The sequence below is a fragment of the Streptomyces sp. NPDC005863 genome, from assembly GCF_042871345.1.
Taxonomy (GTDB): Bacteria; Actinomycetota; Actinomycetes; order Streptomycetales; family Streptomycetaceae; genus Streptomyces.
Map to the genome: position 1 here is coordinate 254,588 of NZ_JBIAII010000005.1, position 21,838 is coordinate 276,425.

At 74.5% G+C, this 21,838-nt stretch carries 16 protein-coding genes; 6 read left to right on the forward strand and 10 right to left on the reverse strand.

The genetic code is table 11. The features are described from left to right. Positions 1-99 precede the first annotated feature (99 nt). The 3 genes from ACFYO9_RS20210 to ACFYO9_RS20220 form a co-directional block, all read right to left on the reverse strand. Positions 100-1,332, reverse strand: coding sequence for an arginine deiminase (locus ACFYO9_RS20210; protein WP_355804811.1), 1,233 nt, complete (start codon positions 1,330-1,332; stop codon positions 100-102). 62 nt (positions 1,333-1,394) lie between these two features. Further along, entirely contained in the window at positions 1,395-3,980 is a 2,586-nt protein-coding gene (locus ACFYO9_RS20215; RefSeq protein WP_358775330.1) for a polynucleotide kinase-phosphatase, read from the reverse strand. Then, on the reverse strand, positions 3,977-5,530 hold the full coding sequence (locus tag ACFYO9_RS20220) for a 3' terminal RNA ribose 2'-O-methyltransferase Hen1 (RefSeq protein WP_358775332.1): 1,554 nt from the start codon (positions 5,528-5,530) through the stop codon (positions 3,977-3,979). Before ACFYO9_RS20220 ends, ACFYO9_RS20215 begins: the two co-directional genes overlap by 4 nt. Before the next feature lie 253 nt (positions 5,531-5,783). Between ACFYO9_RS20220 and ACFYO9_RS20225 the strand changes: the two genes are divergently transcribed. The 3 genes from ACFYO9_RS20225 (at position 5,784) to ACFYO9_RS20235 (ending at position 7,407) form a co-directional block, all read left to right on the forward strand. Beyond that, the gene (locus ACFYO9_RS20225; protein ID WP_358775334.1) at positions 5,784-6,650 is read left to right on the forward strand and encodes a hypothetical protein; all 867 of its coding nucleotides are present in this window, start codon (positions 5,784-5,786) and stop codon (positions 6,648-6,650) included. Positions 6,651-6,776: 126 nt separating this feature from the next. Next, entirely contained in the window at positions 6,777-7,058 is a 282-nt protein-coding gene (locus tag ACFYO9_RS20230) for a hypothetical protein (RefSeq protein ID WP_355804800.1), read from the forward strand. Between the two features lie 10 nt (positions 7,059-7,068). Further along, on the forward strand, positions 7,069-7,407 hold the full coding sequence (locus ACFYO9_RS20235) for a DUF6233 domain-containing protein (protein WP_355804797.1): 339 nt from the start codon (positions 7,069-7,071) through the stop codon (positions 7,405-7,407). 64 nt (positions 7,408-7,471) lie between these two features. Here ACFYO9_RS20235 and ACFYO9_RS20240 read toward each other — a convergent pair whose 3' ends face one another. The 4 genes from ACFYO9_RS20240 to ACFYO9_RS20255 form a co-directional block, all read right to left on the reverse strand. Beyond that, positions 7,472-8,455: a SigB/SigF/SigG family RNA polymerase sigma factor gene (locus ACFYO9_RS20240; protein WP_355804794.1), complete on the reverse strand. Its 984-nt coding sequence runs from the start codon at positions 8,453-8,455 to the stop codon at positions 7,472-7,474. An 88-nt stretch (positions 8,456-8,543) separates the two neighbouring features. Further along, positions 8,544-9,512, reverse strand: a complete 969-nt coding sequence (locus tag ACFYO9_RS20245) for a VOC family protein (RefSeq protein ID WP_358775336.1) — start codon at positions 9,510-9,512, stop codon at positions 8,544-8,546. A 165-nt stretch (positions 9,513-9,677) separates the two neighbouring features. Next, positions 9,678-10,688: a non-homologous end-joining DNA ligase gene (gene ligD, locus ACFYO9_RS20250; RefSeq protein WP_358775338.1), complete on the reverse strand. Its 1,011-nt coding sequence runs from the start codon at positions 10,686-10,688 to the stop codon at positions 9,678-9,680. Continuing rightward, positions 10,685-11,410, reverse strand: a complete 726-nt coding sequence (locus ACFYO9_RS20255) for a DNA polymerase ligase N-terminal domain-containing protein (RefSeq protein WP_358775340.1) — start codon at positions 11,408-11,410, stop codon at positions 10,685-10,687. Before ACFYO9_RS20255 ends, ligD begins: the two co-directional genes overlap by 4 nt. 266 nt (positions 11,411-11,676) lie before the next feature. On the opposite strand from ACFYO9_RS20255, the gene ACFYO9_RS20260 reads away from it, so the two are divergent. The 3 genes from ACFYO9_RS20260 to ACFYO9_RS20270 all read left to right on the forward strand — a co-directional run bounded on the left by ACFYO9_RS20260 (position 11,677) and on the right by ACFYO9_RS20270 (position 15,090). Beyond that, the gene (locus tag ACFYO9_RS20260; RefSeq protein ID WP_355804782.1) at positions 11,677-12,363 is read left to right on the forward strand and encodes a response regulator transcription factor; all 687 of its coding nucleotides are present in this window, start codon (positions 11,677-11,679) and stop codon (positions 12,361-12,363) included. Positions 12,364-12,427: 64 nt separating this feature from the next. Further along, the gene (locus ACFYO9_RS20265; protein ID WP_355804779.1) at positions 12,428-13,066 is read left to right on the forward strand and encodes a DUF4255 domain-containing protein; all 639 of its coding nucleotides are present in this window, start codon (positions 12,428-12,430) and stop codon (positions 13,064-13,066) included. Beyond that, on the forward strand, positions 13,063-15,090 hold the full coding sequence (locus ACFYO9_RS20270; RefSeq protein WP_358775342.1) for an ATP-binding protein: 2,028 nt from the start codon (positions 13,063-13,065) through the stop codon (positions 15,088-15,090). Before ACFYO9_RS20265 ends, ACFYO9_RS20270 begins: the two co-directional genes overlap by 4 nt. Positions 15,091-15,153: 63 nt before the next feature. Here the strand turns inward: ACFYO9_RS20270 and ACFYO9_RS20275 are convergent, their stop codons facing one another. From ACFYO9_RS20275 to ACFYO9_RS20285, 3 genes are all read right to left on the reverse strand, one after another. Beyond that, a complete protein-coding gene (locus ACFYO9_RS20275; protein WP_388666470.1) occupies positions 15,154-16,527 on the reverse strand; it encodes an RICIN domain-containing protein in 1,374 nt (457 codons plus the stop codon). Between the two features lie 5 nt (positions 16,528-16,532). After that, positions 16,533-18,146: a peptidoglycan-binding domain-containing protein gene (locus ACFYO9_RS20280; RefSeq protein ID WP_358779141.1), complete on the reverse strand. Its 1,614-nt coding sequence runs from the start codon at positions 18,144-18,146 to the stop codon at positions 16,533-16,535. A gap of 191 nt (positions 18,147-18,337) precedes the next feature. Further along, positions 18,338-21,781, reverse strand: coding sequence for a BTAD domain-containing putative transcriptional regulator (locus ACFYO9_RS20285; protein ID WP_358779140.1), 3,444 nt, complete (start codon positions 21,779-21,781; stop codon positions 18,338-18,340). Positions 21,782-21,838: the final 57 nt, after the last annotated feature.

The window sequence follows — 21,838 nt, forward strand, 5'->3', positions numbered from 1 at the left end:
CGCGAGGTGACCTTGAAACTATATACGACCCTCCACATTTATATACAGGCCGTCCCCGTGCGGGGCGGTCCGTGCCCGTGCGGGGCGGTCCGCGCCCGCTTACGCGCCGGCCACCGGGTCCCGCTGGACCGGGCAGCTCATGCACCGTGGGCCGCCCCGGCCGCGCCCCAGCTCGCTGCCCAGGATCTCGATCACCTCCAGGCCCTGCTTGCGCAGGAAGGTGTTGGTCGTGGAGTTGCGCTCGTACGCGACGACGACGCCGGGCTCGACCGCGAGGACGTTGCAGCCGTCGTCCCACTGCTCCCGCTCGGCCGCGTGCACGTCCTGGGTGGCCGTGAGCACCCGGATCGCGTCGAGGCCGAGCGCGGCGGCGATGGCCCGGTGCATGTTCTCCGGCGGATGGTCGGTGACCTTCAACTCCCGGTCGCCGACGCCCGGTTCGATGGTGTACGAGCGGAGCATGCCGAGGCCCGCGTACTGCGTGAAGGTGTCGCCGTCGACCATCGTCATGACCGTGTCCAGATGCATGAAGGCACGGCGCTTGGGCATGTCGAGGGCCACGATCGTCTGCGCCGACCCCGCCGCGAACAGCTTGTGCGCGAGCATCTCCACGGCCTGCGGGGTGGTGCGCTCGCTCATCCCGATGAGCACCGCGCCCTTGCCGATCACCAGCACGTCGCCGCCCTCGATGGTCGAGGGGTAGTCCGCCTGCCCCTGGGACCAGACGTTGAAGTCCTCGTCCCTGAAGAGCGGGTGGTGGCGGTAGATCGCCTCGAAGTGCACGGTCTCGCGCTGCCTGGCCGGCCAGCGCATCGCGTTGATGGAGACCCCGTCGTAGATCCAGGCGGAGGTGTCGCGGGTGAAGAGGTGGTTGGGCAGCGGGCCGAGCAGGAAGTCGTCCAGGTCCATGCAGTGGAAGCGCACCGACGTCGGCTCGGGGTGCGCCGCCAGGAACTCCCGCTTGGTCATGCCGCCCACCAGCGCCTCGGCGAGCTCCACCGACGGCATCGTCTCGAACGCGGCCCGCAGGTGGTCGGTGGCGAGCGGGCCGTACTCCTTCTCGTCGAAGACGCGGTCCAGGACGAGCAGGCGGGCCGCGGGCACGTCCAGGGTCTCGGTCAGCAGGTCACCGAAGAGGTGGACCGCCACCCCCCGGTCGCGCAGCACGTCCGCGAACCCGTCGTGCTCCTGACGGGCCCTGCGCACCCACAGGACGTCGTCGAAGAGCAGGGCGTTCTTGTTGCTCGGAGTCAGCCGCTTGAGCTCCAGATCGGGGCGGTGCAGTATGACGCGGCGCAGCCGCCCGGCCTCGGAGTCGACATGGAATCCCATGGAGCCCATCTTTCCCCGGCCGGACGGCCGACGCCCGTCATTGCGGGCAATGCCCCGGCGCGTCAGAGCCTCGGGTCGACCGGCTCCGACTCCAGGGCGAGGACGGCGAAGACCGCCTCGTGCACGCGCCACAGCGGCTCGCCGTCCGCGAGCCGGTCCAGCGCCTCCAGGCCGAGCGCGTACTCGCGGACGGCGAGCGAGCGCTTGTGGCCGAGGGAGCGGTCGCGCAGCCGCGCCAGGTTCTCCGGCCGGGTGTACTCCGGGCCGTAGACGATCCGCAGGTACTCGCGGCCCCGGCACTTGATGCCGGGCTGGACGAGCTGCCCCTGTCCGTTCCTGACCAGCGCCCCGACCGGCTTGACGACCATGCCCTCGCCGCCGCGCCCGGTCATCTCCAGCCACCAGTCGACACCCGCCCGCACGGACGCCGGGTCACCGGTGTCCACGTACAGGCGGCGGGTGGTCTGCAGCAGGTCGGAGCCCTGGCCGCCGTCGTGCTCCACCATGCGGTCGAGCAGGGCCAGTTGGCGGTCGTGCGGGAGGTCGGCGAGGCTGCGGCCCTGGACGGCCAGGATCTGGAACGGCGCGAGCCGCACGCCCTCCAGGCCGTCGGTCGGCCAGCAGTAGCGGCGGTAGGCCGCGGTGAACGCGGCGGCGTCCGCGGCCCGGCTGCGCTGCCCGCGCAGCAGGTCACCGGTGTCGACGCCGCGCGCCGCCGCGGCCTCCAGGGCGGCGATCGCGCCGGGCAGGGCGGCGCCGGCCGCGGCGCTCGTGGCGGCGTACTGGGTGCGGAGCAGCCCGGACGCCTTCAGGGACCACGGCATCAGCTCGGCATCGAGCAGCAGCCAGTCCGTCGCCAGCTCCTCCCACAGGCCCGCCTCGGTGACGGCCTCGCGCAGCCGGCCGAGGATCTCCTCGGTGGCCTCGGGGTCGTCGAAGAAGGGGCGGCCCGTGCGGGTGCAGAGGGAGCCGGTCGGGCCGCCCGTCACGCCGAAGCGCTCCCGGGCCACCTCGGCGTCGCGGCAGAGGAGGACCACCGCGCGCGAGCCCATGTGCTTCTCCTCGCACACGACGCGGGCGACGCCGTCCTGCGCGTACGCGGCGAAGGCCTCCGCCGGGTGCTCCAGGTACCCGTCGAGGCGGGACGTGGCGGTCGGCGCCATCGTCGGGGGCAGGTACGGCAGCAGCCGCGGGTCGACCGCGAAGCGGCTCATGACCTCCAGGGCCGCGGCCGCGTTCTCCTCGCGCACGGCGACCCGGCCGATGTGCCGGGTCTCGACGGTGCGGCGGCCGTGCACGTCGGTGAGGTCGAGGGGGCGCCCCTCGTGCCCGCCGGGCGCCTCGGTGCGCAGCGGCTTGGCCGGCTCGTACCAGACCCGCTCGGCGGGTACGTCGACGAGTTCGCGCTCCGGCCAGCGCAGCGCGGTGAGCCGGCCGCCGAAGACGGCGCCGGTGTCCAGGCAGATGGTGTTGTTCAGCCAGGTGGCGGTGGGCACCGGGGTGTGGCCGTAGACGACCGCGGCGCTGCCCCGGTAGTCCTCCGCCCACGGGTAGCGCACGGGCAGCCCGAACTCGTCGGTCTCGCCCGTGGTGTCGCCGTACAGCGCGTGCGAGCGCACCCGGCCCGAGGTGCGCCCGTGGTACTTCTCGGGCAGACCGGCGTGGCAGACGACGAGGTTGCCGCCGTCCAGGACGTAGTGCGAGACGAGGCCGTCCACGAACTCCCGTACCTGCGCGCGGAATTCCTCGCTCTCGGCCGCCAGCTGCTCGACGGTCTCGGCGAGGCCGTGGGTGAGCTGAACGCCGCGGCCCTTCAGATACCGGCCGAGCTTGTTCTCGTGGTTGCCGGGCACGCAGAGGGCGGTGCCGGCGGCGACCATCGCCATCACGCGGCGCAGCACGCCCGGGGTGTCGGGTCCGCGGTCGACGAGGTCGCCGACGAAGACGGCGGTACGGCCTTCCGGGTGCGCGCCGTCGACGTAACCGAGCTTGCCGAGCAGGGTCTCCAGCTCGGCGGCGCAGCCGTGGATGTCGCCGATGACGTCGAACGGGCCGGTGAGGTGCGACAGGTCGTTGTAGCGCCTCTCGGTGACGACGGTGGCCGCCTCGATCTCCTCGACGCCCCGCAGGACGTGCACCTTCCTGAACCCCTCGCGCTCCAAGTGGCGCAGGGAGCGGCGCAGTTCGCGCCGGTGGCGCTGGATGACGCGGCGCGGGATGCCTGCCCGGTCCGCGCGCGCCGCGTTGCGCTCGGCGCAGACCTCCTCGGGCACGTCGAGCACGATGGCGATGGGCAGCACGTCGTGCGCCCTGGCCAGGTCGATCAGTTGCTTGCGGCTGTCGCTCTGCACGCTGGTCGCGTCGACGACAGTGCGGCGGCCGGCGGCGAGGCGCTTGCCCGCGATGTAGTGGAGCACGTCGAAGGCGTCGCCGCTCGCGCTCTGGTCGTTCTCGTCGTCGGCGACGAGCCCGCGGCAGAAGTCGCTGGATATGACCTCGGTGGGCGTGAAGTGCCGGCGCGCGAAGGTCGACTTGCCGGATCCCGTGGCGCCGACGAGGACGACGAGGGAGAGGTCGGTGACGGGCAGGGTGCGGGTGGTCCGGGCGGTCTGGGCGGACGCGGGGGTGGCGCCGTTGTCGGTGGTCATGCGGCCCGCACCTCCTTGGTGGTCTTGGTCGTGCCGGTCGTGCCGGTTGTCCTGGGTGTGTCGGTCGTGGTTCCGGTCAGGGCGCTCTGCGGGGTGCGCTCGCTCCGGGTGAAGACGGCCATCTGGGTCGGCGGCCCCACCTCGGGGTCGTCGTCGCCGACGGGCGCGAACTCCACGTCGTAGCCGTGCCGTTCGGCCACCGCGCGGGCCCACGAGGCGAACTCCTCGCGGGTCCACTCGAAGCGGTGGTCGCCGTGGCGCACGTGCCCGGCGGGGAGCGACTCCCAGCGGACGTTGTACTCCACGTTCGGCGTCGTCACGAGGACGGTGCGGGGGCGCGCGGAGCCGAACACGGCGTACTCCAGGGCGGGCAGGCGCGCCACGTCCACGTGCTCGACGACCTCGCTGAGCACCGCGGCGTCGTACCCCTTGAGTCGCTTGTCGGTGTACGCGAGGGAGCCCTGAAGGAGCGTGACGCGCTGCGCCCTGCGCTCCCCCATGCGGTCGAGGTTCAGCCGTCGCGCGGCGACGGTCAGCGCGCGTACGGACACGTCGACCCCGACGATCTCGGTGAACCGCACGTCCTTGAGCAGCTCCTGCACCAACTGGCCCTGCCCGCAGCCCAGATCGAGCACGCGCGACGCCCCGGCGGCGGTCAGCGCGGCGAGGATCGCCTCGCGGCGCCGCGAGGCGAGCGGCACCGGCTTCTCCTCGGTGTCGGCGTTCTCGTCGACGGCGTTGTCGATCTCCTCGACGTCGGTGTCGTCCGCGTCGGCGAGCCGCACCAGTTCGAGCCGCTCGGCGGCCTCCCGGGTCAGCGACCGGCGCCGCGCGAGGTAGCGGCTGGTGATGATCTCCCGCTCGGGGTGGTCCGCGAGCCAGCCGTCGCCGGCCCGCAGCAGCTTGTCGACCTCGTCCGGCGAGACCCAGTAGTGCTTGGCGTCGTCGAGGACCGGCAGCAGAACGTAGAGGTGGCGCAGCGCCTCGCCCAGGGTCAGCTTCCCGTCGTCCGCCCGAAGGACGAGGTGGACGTAGCGCGAGTCGCCCCACTCGGGGAACGTCACGTCCAGGGGCACCGGCGTGACCTCGACCGTCCAGCCCAGCGGCTCGAAGAGCGCGCGCACCAGGTCCGGTCCGCCGCGGGCGGGCAGGGCGGGCACCTCGACGCGCAGCGGCAGCGGCCGCGCGGCCCGCTCGGGGCGCGCCGCGCACACGCCGCGCATCGCGCTGGAGAACACCGCGCTCAGCGCCACGGCGAGCAGTGACGACGCCGCGTACGGCCGGTCGTTCACGTACTGCGCGAGGGCCGCGTCGGGCGCACCGCCGCGCCCCTTGCCTCTCCCCTTGCCGCGCCGCACGAGCGCGACGGGGTCGACCTCCAGGAGCAGCGCGGCGGTGCAGCGCTCGGCGGTCGCCTCGGGGTAGAGGACGTGCGCGACGCCGTGCGCCGTGCGGTACGCCTGCGCTTTGTCCGGGTGCTTGTGCAGCAGAAATCCCAGGTCAGTGGCCGGGTTCCGCGCATCGCCTGTAGTCGAGATCGTCAAGAACACACGGCTGAGTATCGCCGTCGGACGCGGGGAAGGCCACGGAGTTTGCGGGGTGCCGCCGGGGCGGAGGGGTGCCGGGGGCTGAGGGGTGCCGGACAGCGGGCCTCGGGCCCCTGTGAGGGTTCTGTGGCTTTTGCGCCTTTAGGTTGTTACATCCTTTATGGGTGGACTTGATGCAGGGTGCGTAGCTTCGTAGATGTCGCCGCAACGGGGCGGCACCCCAGAGAAACCGAGACCCTGAAGGGCCCTCTTTCCCATGCGTATGACCTCCCGCGCCCTGCGTACCGGCCTCATCACCGCCACCGCCGCCTCCGCGATCACCCTCGGCGCCGCCTCCGGCGCCCTCGCCGCCACCCAGCACGCCCCGGCCGGCGTCACGGTCGAGGCCGTGGCCCACGCCAAGCAGAACGGCAAGACCGACAAGACAAAGCGCGTCTACGTCAGGACGGTCAAGCTGGCCTCGAAGGGGCACACCGCCAAGGTCTACAAGCTCGGCGCCGCCAAGTTCCAGGCCGACGTAGTCCACAAGGGCCACAAGATCGCCACCCTCACCGCGTCCGGCAAGGCGGCCTCGGCCAACCTGAACGGCCTGCACGTCAAGCTCACCCAGCGCGGCGCGGTCACCTCCTGGGTCGACCGCGCCAAGCCGGCCCCCAAGCCCAAGCCGAAGCCCAAGCCCGCCAAGCGGGTCCTGGTCTCCACGCAGACCCTGGCCGACGGCCTCGGCACCGCGAAGGTCTACAAGCTGTCGACCAACCACTTCCAGGCCGACCTCTTCGGCCGGGGCGCCAAGCTGGGCACCCTCGACGCGAACGGCCGCGCCGCCACCGGCGAGGACAACGGCCTGCACGTCGTGCTCTCGCCCGACGGCCAGTTCCGCTCCTGGGTGGACCAGGTCGAGGACCCCACCCCGGCGCCGGTCCCGGACCCCGAGCCGACGCCGGACCCCGACCCGGAGCCCACCCCGGACCCGGCCCCGGTCCCCGACCAGGACCCGGCGCCGGCCCCGGCCCCCACGCCGAAGCCCGACGACACCAAGCCCGCGCCCGCCCCGGTCTCCCCGGTCTCCCCGATCGTCCCGAGCACCGACCCCGGCGCGGTCACGCCGGCGCCCGTCGCCTGACGGCGCCGCCCCTCGAACGGGAGGCGGGGCCCGCCCGGATGCATGGGACTCATCCGGGCGCGCCCCGCCTCCCGCCCCCCTCACCCCTCACCGTCCTCACCGCCCGAGCCGAAAGGATCCGGTCCCGTGCCCGCGCGCCTGCGAGCCCTCCTGATCGTCGTCGCCGCCCTCGCCGCCACGGCGCTGCCAACCGTCGTCGCGTTCGCCACCCAGCCCCATGTGCCGTCCACCGTGCCGCACAGCACGCCGCGCGAGGAGATCCAGCCCGCCGCCAACATCGTCGGCGAGGTGGCCCGCAGGACCGCCGAACGCTTCGTCGGCAGACCGCTGCACGTGATTCCCGAGCAGACCGTCCGCCCGGTGACCGCACAGACCCTCGATCCGCGCGCCGCGCGACCGGACGTCTAGACTCGAACATGTGAACGAACCGCGTCCGCTGACCCGTCTCGACCTGCTGCGCTTCCTGGAGCGCGTGCAGCTCGGCGACCTGGAGCGCACGCGCGGCTGGATCGCCGCCGAGGAGCGGCGCGAGGCCGAACGGCTCCGCGGCGCCCAGGCCAGGCCGCCCGTCCCCGACTGGGTGATCGAACAGGGCCTCGGTGGCCGCGCCCCGGTGTACGTGCACGTCGGTGGCTGCCACATGGCGGGCAAACGGTGGCGCGGCGTCCCCCGCGACCAGGCGCGCCGCGCCCTCGCCGAGAACGTCGACCCGTGCCCGCACTGCCGCCCCGACACCGAACTCGGCGTACTGGACTGACGGCACGCGGACGCGCCCCTCAACCCGCCGGCCACCCGACCCCTCGGCCACCCCGGCCCCTCCGCTACTCGCGCGTCAGCATCCCCGCCCGCAGCCGCGCCAACGTCCGCGCGAGCAGCCGGGACACGTGCATCTGCGAGATGCCGAGGACGAGGCCGATGTCGGCCTGTGTCATCTCCTGGCCGAAGCGGAGCTCGATGATGCGGCGCTCCCTCTCGTCCAGTTCCGCGAGGAGCGGGGCCAGGGCGTGGAGCTGTTCGACGACCTCGATGGCGGGGTCCACGTCGCCCATCACCTCGGCCAGCGAACGCCCGCTCCGGTGCGCCTCGCCCTCGTCGCCCGTGTCGTGCGGGGCGTCCAGGGAGCCCGCGGCGTAGCCGTTGGCGGCCACGATCCCCTCCAAAATCTGCTCCTCGCTCACCTTCAGGTCGTCGGCGAGCTCCTTGACCGTGGGCTCACGGCCGAGCACGGAGGAGAGCCGCTCCTGCGCTCTGGTCAGTTCGATGCGGAGTTCCTGCAGTCTGCGCGGGACGTGCACGGCCCAGCTGGTGTCCCGGAAGTACCGCTTGATCTCCCCGAGGATGCAGGGGACGGCGAACGAGACGAACTCGAAGCCGCGGCCCATGTCGAACCGGTCGATCGCCTTGATCAGCCCCACGGTCCCCACCTGGACGATGTCCTCCAGCTGGCCGTTGCCGCGGTTGCGGAAGCGGCCCGCCACGTAGTGGACCAGGGAGAGGTTCATCTCGATGAGGGTGTCGCGCGTGTACGTGTGCTCCGGCGAGCCCTCCTCCAGCGTCCTCAGCTGCTCGAAGAAGAGCTTCGACAGCTCCCGGGCGTCCTTCGGCGCGACCTGGTCCGCCTCGATCCGCGGCAGTGCGCCGACCGCCTCGCCGCGCGGAAACTCCACGGCCTCGCCGCGCAGGAACTCGACGGCCTCGGCACGCCGGGGCGCGACCACCTCGTTCCGCGGGATGCCGAGGGTCTCGGCGCGCGTCCCCGCGTTCGGCTCAGCGGCCTCGTCCACGCCGACTGCCCGAAGAAACATCGTCCAACCCCTAGTCTGAGTGGCGCTGTGCGCCCGGTACTCGTACTCGTACTCGTCCGTCGTGATGCGTGGTTCGTGATCCGCGCCGTCAGGTCGCGACGACCGTGAAGGGGATGCCTTCGCGGTCGCACAGGACGGCCTCCCGCCGGGAGGGCGGTCCGTACGGCGGCGTGATCACCCGGCCGCCCCGGTCGAGCGCCGCGGCGGCGGCCGCGTCGACGTCGGCCACCCGGAAGCTCGTGTGCCAGCGGTGGCGGCCCCCGGAGCCCGGCGCCGTCCCGCCCCGGAGGGCGGCGACCCTGCGCGGGCCGTCGAGCACCGCTATCCGGTCGTTCACGTACTCCACGTCACAGCTGGTCTCCGGGTCGCCGGCCCAGCCGAGGACGCCCCCGTAGAAGAGGGCGGCCGCGAAGATGTCCCGGGTGTGCAGTTCGAGCCGGGCCGTCGGGGCACGGCCCACGCTCCAGCGCAGGTCGGGGGCCTTCTGGCGGACGCCGAACACCGCGTCCTCCGGGCCCGCCACCACGGCGACCCGGCCGGCGCCGGTGGTCAGCGGCCCGACCGCCACGGTGGCGCCGCGCTCGCGCAGCCGGGCGACGGCGGTGTCCACGTCGTGCACGAGGAAGTACGGCATCCAGCTCGCGTAACCGCCCAGGTCGCCGGCGGTCTCGCTGATGGTCCCCACCGGCTCCCCACCCTTCAGGACCAGCGAGCGGGCCCGGCCCGCCGAGCCGAGCAGCGGCACGTGGCACCAGCCGAGGACCCGGCCGTAGAACTCCTCGGCGGCCCGGATGTCGCGGGTGACCAGGCTCAGCCAGCAGGGCGCGCCCAGGGCCCGGCCCGCACCGCCCGGCGGCGGGGCGTCCGCGGCCGCGGGGGCGGCGGGCCCGCGCTCGCCGGGCGGGACCAGGCGCAGCGCCCTGGTCTTCCAGAAGGTCCTGCGCAGGGCCCGCGGGCGCCGCACCACCTCCCGGCCCCCGGTCGGCGCGTGGGGCACCGCCTCCTCCCGGCGTGCCGTCCGCTCCCGTTCGTTGCCCACACTCATGTCCCGTGGCACAGCCTTCTCCCTCATCCGGTTCCGGGCGTCAGCCGTGTGGTTCCGCAGAAGGAACCCCCCATACCGGGACCTTCCGCCCTCACCTCGGGGGCGAAGGTCCTCAGCTGGGCCGGGACCTGTGGGCGGCGAGCGGGGGCGGGGGGTGTGCCCGCGTCGCGGAAGAGGTCAGGCCTGCGGGCGTTCCCGGACGATGTCCGCCGGGTCCTTGTCGTCGCGCAGCCCCTGGTAGCGCGGGTGGCGCAGCATCCCGTCGCGCGTCCACTCGGTGAAGGCGATCTGCGCGACGAGCCGGGGCCGCACCCAGTGCGCGCTCCGCTCGGCGACCCGGCCGTCGAACGGCGAACCGGAGGTCTCCAGCGCGTCGAGCCGCGTGCGCAGGTCGAGGAGGGCGCGCCGGTCGAAGCCGGTGCCGACCTTGCCCGCGTACCGCAGCCGCCCGCCCTCGTGGTGGCCGATGAGCAGCGCGCCGATGCCCACGCGGCTGCCCGCGGGCTCCGTGAAGCCGCCGACCACGAACTCCTGGCCCTGGGAGCACTTCAGCTTGAGCCAGTCGTCGGAGCGCCGCGTCCGGTAGGCGCTGTCGGCCCGCTTGGCGATCAGCCCCTCCCAGCCGCGCGCGCAGGCGTCGGCGAGGAGCTCGGCGCCGCCTTCGTTGCGGTGCGCGCAGAACCGCAGCGGGGCCGCGAAGGTGAGGGCGCGGCGCAGCAGGGACTTGCGGGTGCGCAGCGGCAGCCGCCGCACGTCCGTGCCGTCCAGGCGCAGCAAATCGAAGACGTAGTACGTGACGGCGACCTTGCTCGCCTCGACGTCGGCCCGCCGGGTGAGCCCCATGCGCTGCTGGAGCCGCGCGAAGTCGGTCCGGCCGTGCGCGTACGCGACGATCTCGCCGTCGACGGTGAAGTCGGCGCAGTCCTGGGCGGCGAGGGCGTCGACGATCTCCGGGTACGTGGCGTCGAGCCGTCGTCCGGAGCGGGAGCGGAGGGTGACCCGGCCGTTCTCGCGGACGGCGAGCACGCGGATGCCGTCCAGCTTCCGCTCGAAGATCCAGCCCGCCGGGAAGTCGCGCCGGTCGCTGAGCCGCGCCAGCATCGGTGCGGCGGCCAGCTCGACGCCGGGCGCCGCCTCGCGCAGCCGCCCGGCCTCGTCGGCCGCCAGCGTGTCGAGGAGGCCGGTCACCCCTTCCCACCGCCCTCCGGCTGCCATCTGGGGGCGTCCGGGGCCTCGGCGACCTGGCGCAGGGTGCGGCCGCTGCGCGCGGAGCGGGCCCGCCGCGGGTCGGGGGTGCCGCCGCTCTTCGCGCCCCCGGACCCGGCCCGCACCAGGAGCCAGGTGGGCTTGGCGGAGCCACCGTCCTGCTCCTCGCGGCCGTGGAACCGGGTGAGCGCGTACGGGCCGCGCAGTTTCTCGCCGTGCAGCTCGAAGGTGGCGTGGCCGTTCTCCAGAGCCCGACCGAACGGTACGGGCCGCTTCTGCTTGTCGTGGCTGGTCGGGGTGTAGGTGCCGCGGTCCCAGACGATGACGGTCCCGCCGCCGTACTCGCCCTCGGGGATCACTCCCTCGAAGTCCCGGTAGTCCATGGGGTGGTCCTCGGTGGGGATGGCGAGGCGCTTGTCCTGCGGGTCGGTGGACGGGCCCTTGGGGACCGACCAGGACTTGAGCACGCCGTCGACCTCGAGCCGGAAGTCGAAGTGCATGGTGCTCGCGTCGTGGATCTGCACCACGAAGACGGGCTCGTCGCCCCGCGCGGCGCGCTCGCCGGTGGGCTCTTCCGTACGGTTGCCGGCGCGCTCATCCGTACGGTCGCCGGCAGCTTCGTCCGTACGGTCGCCGCTCGGCTCCTTCGTGCGGTCGAAGTGCCGCTTCCCCCGGTAGGTCCGCAGTCGGTCCTTCTCGCTCACGGCAGGCTCCTTTCCGTCGGCTCGCCGATCCGCCCGGGCCTGGTACCCCGGGCCGGCCGCCGCCACGCACCACCAGGTCACACGCCTGGAGGGGGTCGGCACGCGCCCTGGAAGCGACGGTACGGGAGAGCGGCGGAGTCGGCGCGACTGACGGAAAGCGACCGGGACGTGTCGGTAAACGTCCGCGTTGATCCGTCGGCAATCGTTTATTGATCGGGTCGGGTCACCCTGTCCTGTCGCTATTCGGGGGAAGACAGGGAATTTCAGTGTCCGATACACGCATATCGGTGGCCGTGCACGCCGCCGACCCCCTCAGCCGGGCCGGAGTGATCAGCCATCTCCGGCACGAACCCACCGTGGAACTGGTGGACAGGGCCGGAGACGGCCCGCCGGCCCCCGAACCGGCCCGCTCCCCCGCGTCCGCCCCCGACCGGGTCGCCGTCATGCTCGTGGACCGGCTCGACGACACGGCCGGCGCCGAGCTGCGGCGCCTGGCCCGCTCCACCGAACAGCGCGTCGTCCTGATCGCGAGCGAACTGCGCGAGCCCGAACTCCTCTCGGTCGTCGAGTACGGCGTGCGCGCCATCCTCTGGCGGCACCAGGCGACCCCGCAGAAGCTGCTGCGCGCCGTGCACAGCGCGGCGCGCGGCGAGGGGGAGCTGCCGCCCGACCTCATCAACCGGCTCATGACCCAGCTGGGCCGCCTGCGGCTCTCGGCGCTCGACGGCCCGCCGTCCGGCGCCGGCACCCTGGTGCCCACGCTGGGCATGGCGCCCCGCGAGGTGGACGTGGTGCGGCTGATCGCGGAGGGTCTGGACACCAAGCAGATCTCGGAGAAGCTCGCCTACTCCGAACGCACCGTCAAGAACGTCCTGCACGCGCTGATGACGCGCCTGCAGCTGCAGAACCGCGCGCATGCCGTCGCGTACGCGCTGCGGGAGGGATACATCTGATGCGACCGAACCAGCCTCCTCACCGCGCCCCCGGGCGCGGACCGTCCCCGCGGGGAGTCCGGCCGTGATCCACGAAGTCGACGAGGCGCTGCGCGGGCTGCTGCGCGGCGCGCTCCCCGAAGGCACCGGCGAGGTGGTCTTCGAGGCCCCGACCCGCGACTGGGCCGCGCGCCGCAACGCCCCGACGCTCAACTCGTACCTGTACGACATCCGGGAGGACGTGGCCCGGCGCGAGCGCGGCGCCTACGCCGAGCGCGGTCCCGACGGCACGGTGCTGCGCAGGCGCCAGCCGCCGCGTTGGTTCCGGCTCTCCTACCTGCTCACCGCGTGGACCAACCGCCCCGAGGACGAGCACCGGCTCCTCTCCGCGGCCCTCGGCACCCTGCTCGCGCACGAGCTGCTGCCGCCGGAGAACCTGCCCGACGCGCTCGCCGCACTGCGCGCCACCCTGCCGCTGACCGTCGCGGTGCCGCCGCCCGAGTCCCGCTCCATCGCGGACATCTGGTCGGCGCTCGGCGGTGAGCTCAAGCCGTCCCTCGACGTGGTCATCACCGTGCCGTTCCCGGTCTCGCCGACGTACGACGTGGCGCCGCCGGTCACCGAGGGCGCGGTCGTGGGTGTCCGCGGCATCGACGGCGTGCCCGGCGACGCGAAGCCCCGGATGCTGCGCACCCAGCGGGGCGACGGGGCGGGGCAGCGGTGAGCGCCGCCGAGGCGATCCTTGCGCGCCTGGACGCGCTGCGCGGCCGGGTGGCCGAGCTCGTGGAGCGGCGCGGGGCCGACGACCCCACGGCCGCGGACCCGCTGCGCGGCCTGTACGTGACGCGCGAGACGGCCCACCGGCTGGCCACCGCTCCCCCGCCCGAGCCGCCTTCGCCCGCGCGGGACCCGGCGGGCGCGGACGGCGACGACGCGCAGGACCCGCTGGCGGAGCTCGCGCGCCGGTTCGGACTCGGCGCGCTGGACCGGGAGATCCTCCTGGCCGCCCTCGCGCCCGACGTCGACCGCCGCTTCGAGCCGCTGTACGGCTACCTCAACGACGACGTCGGGCGGCGCAGGGCCACCGTCGCGCTGGCCCTCGACCTCGCGGGCACCGGGCCGCACGACCCGTTCGCCCGCACCCGCTTCCACCCCCGGTCGCCGCTGCGCGCCGGGGGCCTCATCGTCGTCGAGGACGAGGACCGGCCGCTGCCGGGGCGCGCCCTGCGCGTACCGGAGCGGGTGGTCGCGCAGCTGCTCGGCGACGACACCCTCGACCCCGAACTGGTCGGCCACAACGTGGAGTTGCGGGTCGGCGGTGAGGCGGCGGCGCCCGCGCACCCGCTCGCCGCCCGGATCGCGGAACTCGCCGCCCAACGGCCGCTCCTGGTCCATCTGCGCGAGCGCAGGGAGGGCACCGCAGCGGGGCCGGTGACCGAGGCGCTGCGGGCGGCCGGGCTGCCCGTGCTGCGGTACCGCCCGCCGGCCCGTACCGGGGACGACGCCTCCGCGACGGGCGCCGCCACCGCGCTCGTCCGTGAGGCGCGGCTGCGGCGGGCGGCGCTCGTCGTCGGGCCGCTGCCCGCCGACGCGGGCCCGCTGGTGCGCTCCCTGGCCACCGGCGACGTGCCGGTAGTCTTCTTCGGCGGTGAGCCGTACGACCCGGGGTGGGCGCCGGACGCCGGGCTGCTCGCCCTGGACGCGCCGCAGGACGGCGTCGACGCGGCCGGGGCCTGGCAGGGCGAACTCGCCCGGCACACCCCCGCGTACGCGCCGGACTTCGACCTCGGCGAGGCGGTCGCGCCCTACCGGCTCAGCGGTGCGCAGATCCGGCGCGCGGCGCGCGGCGCCGCGGAGCACGCCGCGTTCGACGGGACCGCGCCGACCGCGGCCCACCTGCAACGCAACGCCCGGTTGCAGTCCGCGCCGCTGCTCGACAAGCACGCCCGGCGGATCCGGCCCGAGGTCGGCTTCGGCGACCTGGTCCTGCCGGCCGAACCGCTCGGCCTGCTCCACGAGTTGGCGCTGCGCGCCCGGCACCGCGACAAGGTGCTCGGCGAGTGGCGGCTGCGCACCGGCGGCGGGCGCGGGCGCGGCGTGATCGCGCTGTTCGCCGGCGACTCCGGCACCGGCAAGACACTGTCGGCCGAGGTGGTGGCCGGCGAACTCGGCCTGGACCTCTACGTGGTGGACCTGTCGGCGGTCGTCGACAAGTACGTCGGCGAGACGGAGAAGAACCTGGAGCGGATCTTCGTGGAGGCGGACCGCACGGACGCGGTGCTGCTCTTCGACGAGGCCGACGCCGTCTTCGGCAAGCGCTCGGAGGTCAAGAGTTCGCACGACCGGTACGCCAACCTGGAGAGCGCGTACCTGCTGCAGCGCCTTGAGGCGTTCGACGGGATCGCGGTGCTGACCACCAACCTGCGGGCCAACATCGACGACGCGTTCACGCGCCGGCTCGACCTGGTGGTCGACTTCCCGTTCCCGGACGTCGAGCAGCGGCTCGCGCTGTGGCGGACCAGCCTCGCCGACACGCCCTGCGCGCCGGACATCGAGGACGAACTCGCGCGGTGCGCCAAGGAGTTCGAGCTGGCGGGCGGCGCCATCCGGTCGGCCGCGGTGACGGCCGCCTATCTGGCGGCGGGGCACGGCGGCCCGGTCTCGGGGGACGACGTGCTGGCCGGGGCGCGGCGGGAGTACCGCAAGATGGGCCGCCTGGAGCCGGGTACGTCCCTGCCCTGGCAGTGAGCCGGGGACACGCGAATGCGGGCGGTGCCGTACCGGCACCGCCCGCATTCGCGTGTCCGTCGTCTACTCGGGCCAGTCGGAGATCGTCCAGCCCATGCTCTTGCGGTCGTCGCACTTCCAGGTGACGGCGCTCGTGTCGTTCTGCATGTCGACGAGGCACTCGCCGTTGCCGACGCCGACGATCCGGGTCAGGCCGTCGTCGCGCCGCTCCAGCTTCCACTTCTGGTTGTCCGGCAGCCGGCCGCTCCTGATGTTCTCCGGCGGCGCGTGGAAGATCTGGGCGATGTTGGTGTTGACCTTCTGGTCCAGGACGGTGCCCGGCGCGTTGGCGGACTCCAGGGCGTAGGTGTCGGACTCCGGGTAGTGGTGCAGGATCCACTCCTGGTTCTTGCCGAACTCGTCGCTCTGGTTGGGGTTCTGCCCGACGTAGGTGCCGTCGGCCTTCTCGCCCTTCTTGACCTCCAGGTACCAGCCGCTGCCCTCGTCGCTGCGGATGGTGTGCGTCTCGGGGCCCTTGGGCTTGTCGTCCTTCTTCCCGCCGCCGCCCGGCTTGGACGCGGGCGCGTCGTCCTTCGCGTTGTCCGCGGGCGGGGGCTTCTCCTCCTTCTTCTCCTCGCTCGGCGACGGGCTCGGCGCCTTCTTCATGCCGTCGTCGTGCGGGAGCACCTCCTGCCGCCCCGGCTTCTCCCTGGCCGCCGTGGCCATGGTCGGCTTGTGCTGGAACCACACCACGGCGAAGGCGACGGCCGCCGCGAGGAGGACCGAGAGCACCGCCATCACCCAGCGCGGGATCACCGAGGGCTGGACGTAGGTGCCGCGCAGCTCGACCGGCTCGGGCACCCCGGCCCGCAGCACGGAGACGGTGAACGGGTGCTTGCGGGTGCCGCCGACCCAGCTGACCGCGCCGGGCTTGATGCGCAGGTCCGCGAAGCCGGCGCGGCCCGGGGCCACCTGGACGGAGCCCGGCTCCGCCTCGACCTCGAGCTCCTCGCCGTTCTCACGCCCGGACAGGGACGCCGTCAGCTGCTGGTTGCCGAGGTTGTCGACGGCCACCGAAGCCTTGGCGCTCAGCCGGCCGCGCACGATCAACGGCAGCAGCTCCGAGCGGAGTTCGGCGAACGGCCCGACGGTGACCTGGCCCTCGGCCACGCCCGCCGTCTGCGGATTCTCCCGGGGCATGACCCGGACGCCGAACGGCGTGGGTCCCGCGATCGCGTCCGAGGTCCGGGGCGGCGCGAACGACACCTCCGCGGTGCCCTCGGCCCCCGGGTACAGGCGCAGCACGTCGGGCTGCACGCGGGACCAGCCCGCGGCGGCGCCGACGACCTGGAGGCGGTACTCCTCCACGGTGTCGCCGGTGTTGCGCACGCGCAGCCGTACGCTCGCGGTGGAGCCGGGGTCCACGGAGGTCGCGGACGGTTCGAGTGAGGTCCACATGCCGCTCACCGCCCCGCCACGCCGGGGTTGTTGACGCTGCCGCCGACGAGCGCCCGCAAAGTGGCGCTGTCGGCGGTGCCGGTCGCCGGAAGGCCGACGGACACCTGGTACTCCTTGATGTGGGTGGCGGTATTGCTGCTGTAACGGGCGGTCGTGGGGGGCGTGCGCCCGTTCTTGAAGTAGGCGACGCCGTGTGCGGCGTACTCCCGGTCGCGGTTCAGGTCCTTGTCGCTGATGCCGGCCTGCGAGGCCCACCAGAACGCGGCCTGCAACTGCACGACCTCCCAGCCGTCGGCGCCGGAACGGACATCGTCGGGGGTGATGCCCTGGGCCCACAGGGACGTCAGGGTGGCCCGGCCGAGCGTGCCTTCCGGGTCGGTCTCGAAGATCTGCGCGGTGTTGCGCCCTGAGTCGCGTCCGCTGCGGACGACGGCCTTCTGGTAACAGATGAGTTTGGCCTCGGTGTTGGCGTCGATCACGCCGGGCGAGTAGTGCCCGGCGAGGGTGCATGGGTTGTTCGAGCCGAGGGCGGCGAGGCGGCGCTGGGCGTACTCGACCACGACGTCCGCCTTGTAGCCGCGCCGCCAGGGCGGTCCCGAACGGGGCCCGGAGCCGCGGGCCGACCCGGCCTTCGTGTCCGCGCCGCCACCGCCACCGCCCCTGCCGGACGAGGCGTCGGACAAGCCGGCCTTGTCCGCGTCGGCGGGACCCGCGCCCGCGCCGTCGCCGCTGCCGCCCGCTCCCCCGTCGCCGTGGCCGCCGCCGTCGCCGCCCTTGTCCTTGGCGTCCTTCGGGGCGTCCATCAGCTCGTCCTTCTCGCCGCCCTGCGGTACGGCGGCGGGCGCGGCGCCCGCCTGGTTCTCGCGCGCCGATCCGGTGACGTCGGGCGCGTACGAGAACCAGGCCACGAGGAGCGCGACGCAGAGCGCCGCGACGACGCTGCCGAGCGCCAGCAGCGACCGGGGCAGGACCGGCCGCTGGTCGAAGCTGCCGGGCAGTTCGAGGGCCTGCTCGTCGCCGGAGCGGCGCACGGAGACGGTGAGCGGGTGCGGCTGGGCGGTGCCCGTCCACAGCAGCCGCTGCGGGCGCACGGTGAGCCGTGCGAACGCGGCGCGGCCGGGGGCCGCCTGGACGGCCACCGGGGTGGCCTCGCAGATCAGCCGCCCGGCGTCGTCGCGGACGGAGAGGGTGGCGGTCAGCGGGGTGTTGCCGAGGTTGTCGACGGCGACCGAGGCGCGGCCCCGGAGCCGGCCCACGAGGGTGGGCGGAAGCAGTTCGGCCCGCAGCTCCGCGAAGGGCGCGACGGTGACCTGCCCCTCGACGACGTCGCGGGCCTCGGGGTTCTCCCGGGGCTCGACGCGGATGCCGTACGGGGTGGGTCCGGCCGGCGCGTCCGGTGAGCGGGGCGGCGCGAACGAGATCTCGGCCGTGCCCTCGCTGCCCGGGTAGAGCCGCAGCACGTCCGGTTCGACGCGGGCCCATCCCGACGTGGCGCCGACCACCGCGAGCCGGTACTCCTCGACGGTGTCTCCCGTGTTGCGTACGCGAAACCGTACGGTCGCGCGGCCACCGGCATCAACGGTCACCGCGGCCGGGTCAAGGGAGTTCCACCACGTCATACGGGCACGGTAGAGCGCACCCCCAGGTGTCGCCTTGTACGAAAGGGCGACGTCAGGGGCAGCCCGTCCTGCCCTCCCGTACGGCCTTCGCCGTCACTCCACGCAACGGCGGTGTGTGCGGGGCGGGTTCAAGGACGCACGAAGGGGACATCGCGGCCCCCGCGCACACCGCGGGCCCGCCCGTGCGGGGTTCAGCCGTGGGCCGACAGGGCGGGGCTCGGGGCGTCGGGGCAGGGTGGCCCGCCGGACAGGAATCCGGCGATCTCGGCGGCCTCCAGGGCACCGCGGCGGTCCATGCCGCGGTGGGCGATGCGCAGCGCGGCCCGGGCCCGGTCGATGTCGCCGAGGGCGAGCAGCGCACGGCCGCGCGCGGCCATCGCCAGCGCGTGGCAGAACGCGTCGCCCAGCTCGGCCTCCACCGCGAGCGCCGTGTCCGCGCACTCCATGGCCTCGACGGGTCTGCCCTGCTCCAGTTCGCAGGAGGCGAGGCGGGCCCAGCACAGCGCCTCCCAGCGCGGGTTGTGCGCGCTGCCGTGCAGCCGCTGTGCCTCGCGCAGCCGCTCCGCCGCCGCGCCCGCGCGGCCGTCCCGCAGCAGGGTGCAGCCCGACTGGTAGAGGACGTGCGCGAGCGTGGACGTGGAGTCCGACCCGCGCGCCTGGCGCTCGGCCGCGACGACGGCGGTGTCCGCCTCGGCCCGCCGGCCGAGGCCGATGTACGCCCGCGCCATGTGGGACAGGATGCGGATCCGGTCGCCGTGGCCGCCGAGCGCGCCGAACCGCGCGTACGCCAGGCGCAGTTGGTCGAGCGCCTCCTCGTGGCGGCCCATGCTGATCAGGACGATGCCCAGCTCGTGGCTGCCCTCCGCGCCGACCAGCGGGTCGCCGGCGGACGCGGCGAGGCGCAGGCTCTCGCGCAGCGCGCGCTCGGCGCGGCCGTAGGTCTCGGTGCCGTAGTGCGGGGCGCCGAGCAGGCGCAGGGCGCGGGCCGCCGACCGGTCGTCGCCGTGGGCGCGCGCGGTCCGCAGGGCGAGTTCGGCGAGGGGTTCGAGGTCGCGGTGGCGGGCGGTGCCCGCCACCAGGTGGGACCACGCGGTGAGCAGGTCGACGGTGGGACGCAGACCGGGCGGCCCGCCCGGCGCCGCGGCGCCTGTGATTCCGGCGTCTGCGATCCCGGCGTCCGGGGCCCCGGCCTCGGCGTCCACCGCGTCCGGCACGTGCCGCAGCGCGTTCTCCGCGGCGGCGCACAGCCGGGAGTGCGCGACGACCAGCCAGTCGTGCGCGGTGGCCTCGTCCGGCAGCGGTTTGCCGGCGGAGGCCGGGGTGTGCAGGAGCTGTGGCAACACACTGTGCGGCTTGGTGCGGCGGATCGCGGTGATGACGGTGGCCAGCACGTAGTCGAGGAAGCGGAGCCGGGCGGCGGCGCGCTCCCGGGCGCTCTCGCGACGCTCGCACTGACGGCGCGCGAAGAGCCGTACGAGGTCGTGGAAGCGGTAGCGGTCCTCGCCGTGCAGTTCCATGAGCCCCGCGTCGACGAGGCGCTCCACCGCGGTCTCCGCCTCCTCGTCGCTCACGTCGAGCAGCGCGCCCGCGGCGCCCCGGCAGAAGGACGGCATGTAGCAGAGCGAGACCATCCGGAAGGCGCGGGCGAGGCCCGGTTCCAGCGCCTCGTACCCGAGCCGGAAGCTCGCCTCGACGTTCAGGTCGTCCACCCGCAGCTCGTCCAGCCTGCGGTGCTCGTCGCGCAGCCGGGCGGCGAGGTCGGCGACGGAGCGGCCCGGCCTGGCGGCGAGGCGGGCGGCGGCGATCCGGACGGCCAGCGGCAGTCCGCCACAGGTGGCGACCAGTTCGCGGGCGGCGGCCGGTTCGGCGGCCACCCGGTCGGCGCCGGCCATGGCGGAGAGCAGGCCGAGCCCCTGCGCCTCGTCCATCGTCTCGACGTCGAGCAGGCGCGCGCCGGGCAGCGTGATGGTCCGCGAGCGGCTGGTCACCAGGACCGCGCAGCCCGGTGTGCCGGGCAGCAGCGGCCGTACCTGCGCGGTGTCGCGGGCGTTGTCGAGGAGTACGAGCACGCGGCGCCCGGCGAGCAGCGAGCGGTACAGCGCGGTCTGCTGGTCGAGGCCGTCCGGCACGGCGCTCTCGGGTACACCGAGGGCGCGCAGGAACCCGGTGAGCGCCCTGCCGCTGTCCACGCCGGGCGCCGGATCCGCGCCGCGCAGATCCACGTACAACTGCCCGTCGGGGAATTCGCTCCGCAAGGCGTGCGCCACGTGTACGGCGAGCGCGGTCTTGCCGACGCCGCCGAGGCCGGTGAGGGTGGCGACGGCCATCGCGCTGCCGGACGCGGCGGCGCGCAACGTCTCCGTCAGCAGCCGCGCCTCCGCCTCACGCCCGGTGAAGTCGGGTACGTCGGGCAGGAGTTGGGCGGGGGTGAGGGGCGCGGGGGCCGGGGTGCGCAGGGGGTGGAGGCGGCGGAGGTCGAGGGGGAGGTCCAGGGGGCGGTCCGGGGCGGTGGCGGCCGTACGGTCCGGGGCCGGGCGGGCCGGGGAAGCGGCGCCGGCACTGGTGGCGCCGCCCGTCGGGGTGTCGCCGCCCGTCGGAGCCTCGCCCTGCCGCGCCACCGCCAGGTGCCCGTACGTACGGGAGGCGGCGCCCCGCGAGGAGGCGGACGTCTCCTGGGGGTCGGGGCCGCGTCCGGTCCGGCGCGGCCCGGATATCCGCCCGCGCTGCTCGCCGGTGCGGGGCGGCGACAGGGCGTGCGGTGCGGCGCGGAGGCCGGGGCGCGGGGCGCCGGCCTCCGGGAGCGGGGCACCCTTCAGCAACCCCTCGTACAGGGCGGTGAGTTCCCTGCCCGGGTCGACGCCCAGCTCGGCGGCGAGCCTGCGGCGCGTGGCCTCGTACACGGCGAGCGCGTCGGCGCGCCGGCCGCCCCGGTGCAGGGCGAGCATCAGCAGCGCCTGGGCGCGCTCGCGCAGCGGGTGCTCGGCCGCGAAGACGCTGAGCGGCGCGGTCGTCTCGCCGTGCCGGCCCAGTTCGAGCGCGCAGCCGAAGTACTCCTCCTGGGCGGCCACGGACAGTTCGGTGAGCCGGTCCCGCTGGCGCCGTGCGTACGGGCCCGGCAGGCCGGCCAGCGGGGCGCCGTCCGACAGGGCGAGCGCGGCGGTCAACTCGGCGTGGGCCTGCGCGTGTTCGTCGGCGGCGCGCAGGGCGCGCGCCGCGGCCACCCGGTCCTCCAGCTCGCACGCGTCGAGACAGGCGCGCGGCACCCGCAGGGCGTAGCCGTCGCCCGACGACACCAGGAGCCGGGCGGGCCTGCGGGCGCGCCGGTCCGGTTCGAGGAGGGCGCGCAGCCGGGAGACGTACGTGCGCAGCGTGCCGACCGCGCGCAGCGGCGGGTCCTCGCCCCACAGCGCGTCGACCAGTTCGGCCGCAGACACCGGGTGTCCGTCGCGCAGCAGCAGGGCCGCCAGGGTGGCGCGCTGCTGCGGCGGGCCGAGCGTGAGGGGCTGTCCGTCCCGCCAGGCGCGCACCGGCCCGAGGACCTGGAACCAGAGCGATCCGCCCAGGTCGTCCGGGTCGGTTCCGCTGTTGCCGTCGCGGCCAGGACCGCCGCCCGCGTGCTCCGCGTCGCCCCGCATCGTCAGCCCGCGCTCCTTGCCCCGTGACGCACTTCGACGTGCCCGTTCGTACTGGCC

Bases quoted from the DNA above. Each gene is read 5' to 3' on its own strand.
- ACFYO9_RS20240 (WP_355804794.1), bottom strand. From the start codon at position 8,455: ATGTTTCTTCGGGCAGTCGGCGTGGACGAGGCCGCTGAGCCGAACGCG.
- ACFYO9_RS20215 (WP_358775330.1), bottom strand. From the start codon at position 3,980: ATGACCACCGACAACGGCGCCACCCCCGCGTCCGCCCAGACCGCCCGG.
- ACFYO9_RS20280 (WP_358779141.1), bottom strand. From the start codon at position 18,146: ATGACGTGGTGGAACTCCCTTGACCCGGCCGCGGTGACCGTTGATGCC.
- ACFYO9_RS20285 (WP_358779140.1), bottom strand. From the start codon at position 21,781: ATGCGGGGCGACGCGGAGCACGCGGGCGGCGGTCCTGGCCGCGACGGC.
- ACFYO9_RS20210 (WP_355804811.1), bottom strand. From the start codon at position 1,332: ATGGGATTCCATGTCGACTCCGAGGCCGGGCGGCTGCGCCGCGTCATA.
- ACFYO9_RS20225 (WP_358775334.1), top strand. From the start codon at position 5,784: ATGCGTATGACCTCCCGCGCCCTGCGTACCGGCCTCATCACCGCCACC.
- ACFYO9_RS20275 (WP_388666470.1), bottom strand. From the start codon at position 16,527: ATGTGGACCTCACTCGAACCGTCCGCGACCTCCGTGGACCCCGGCTCC.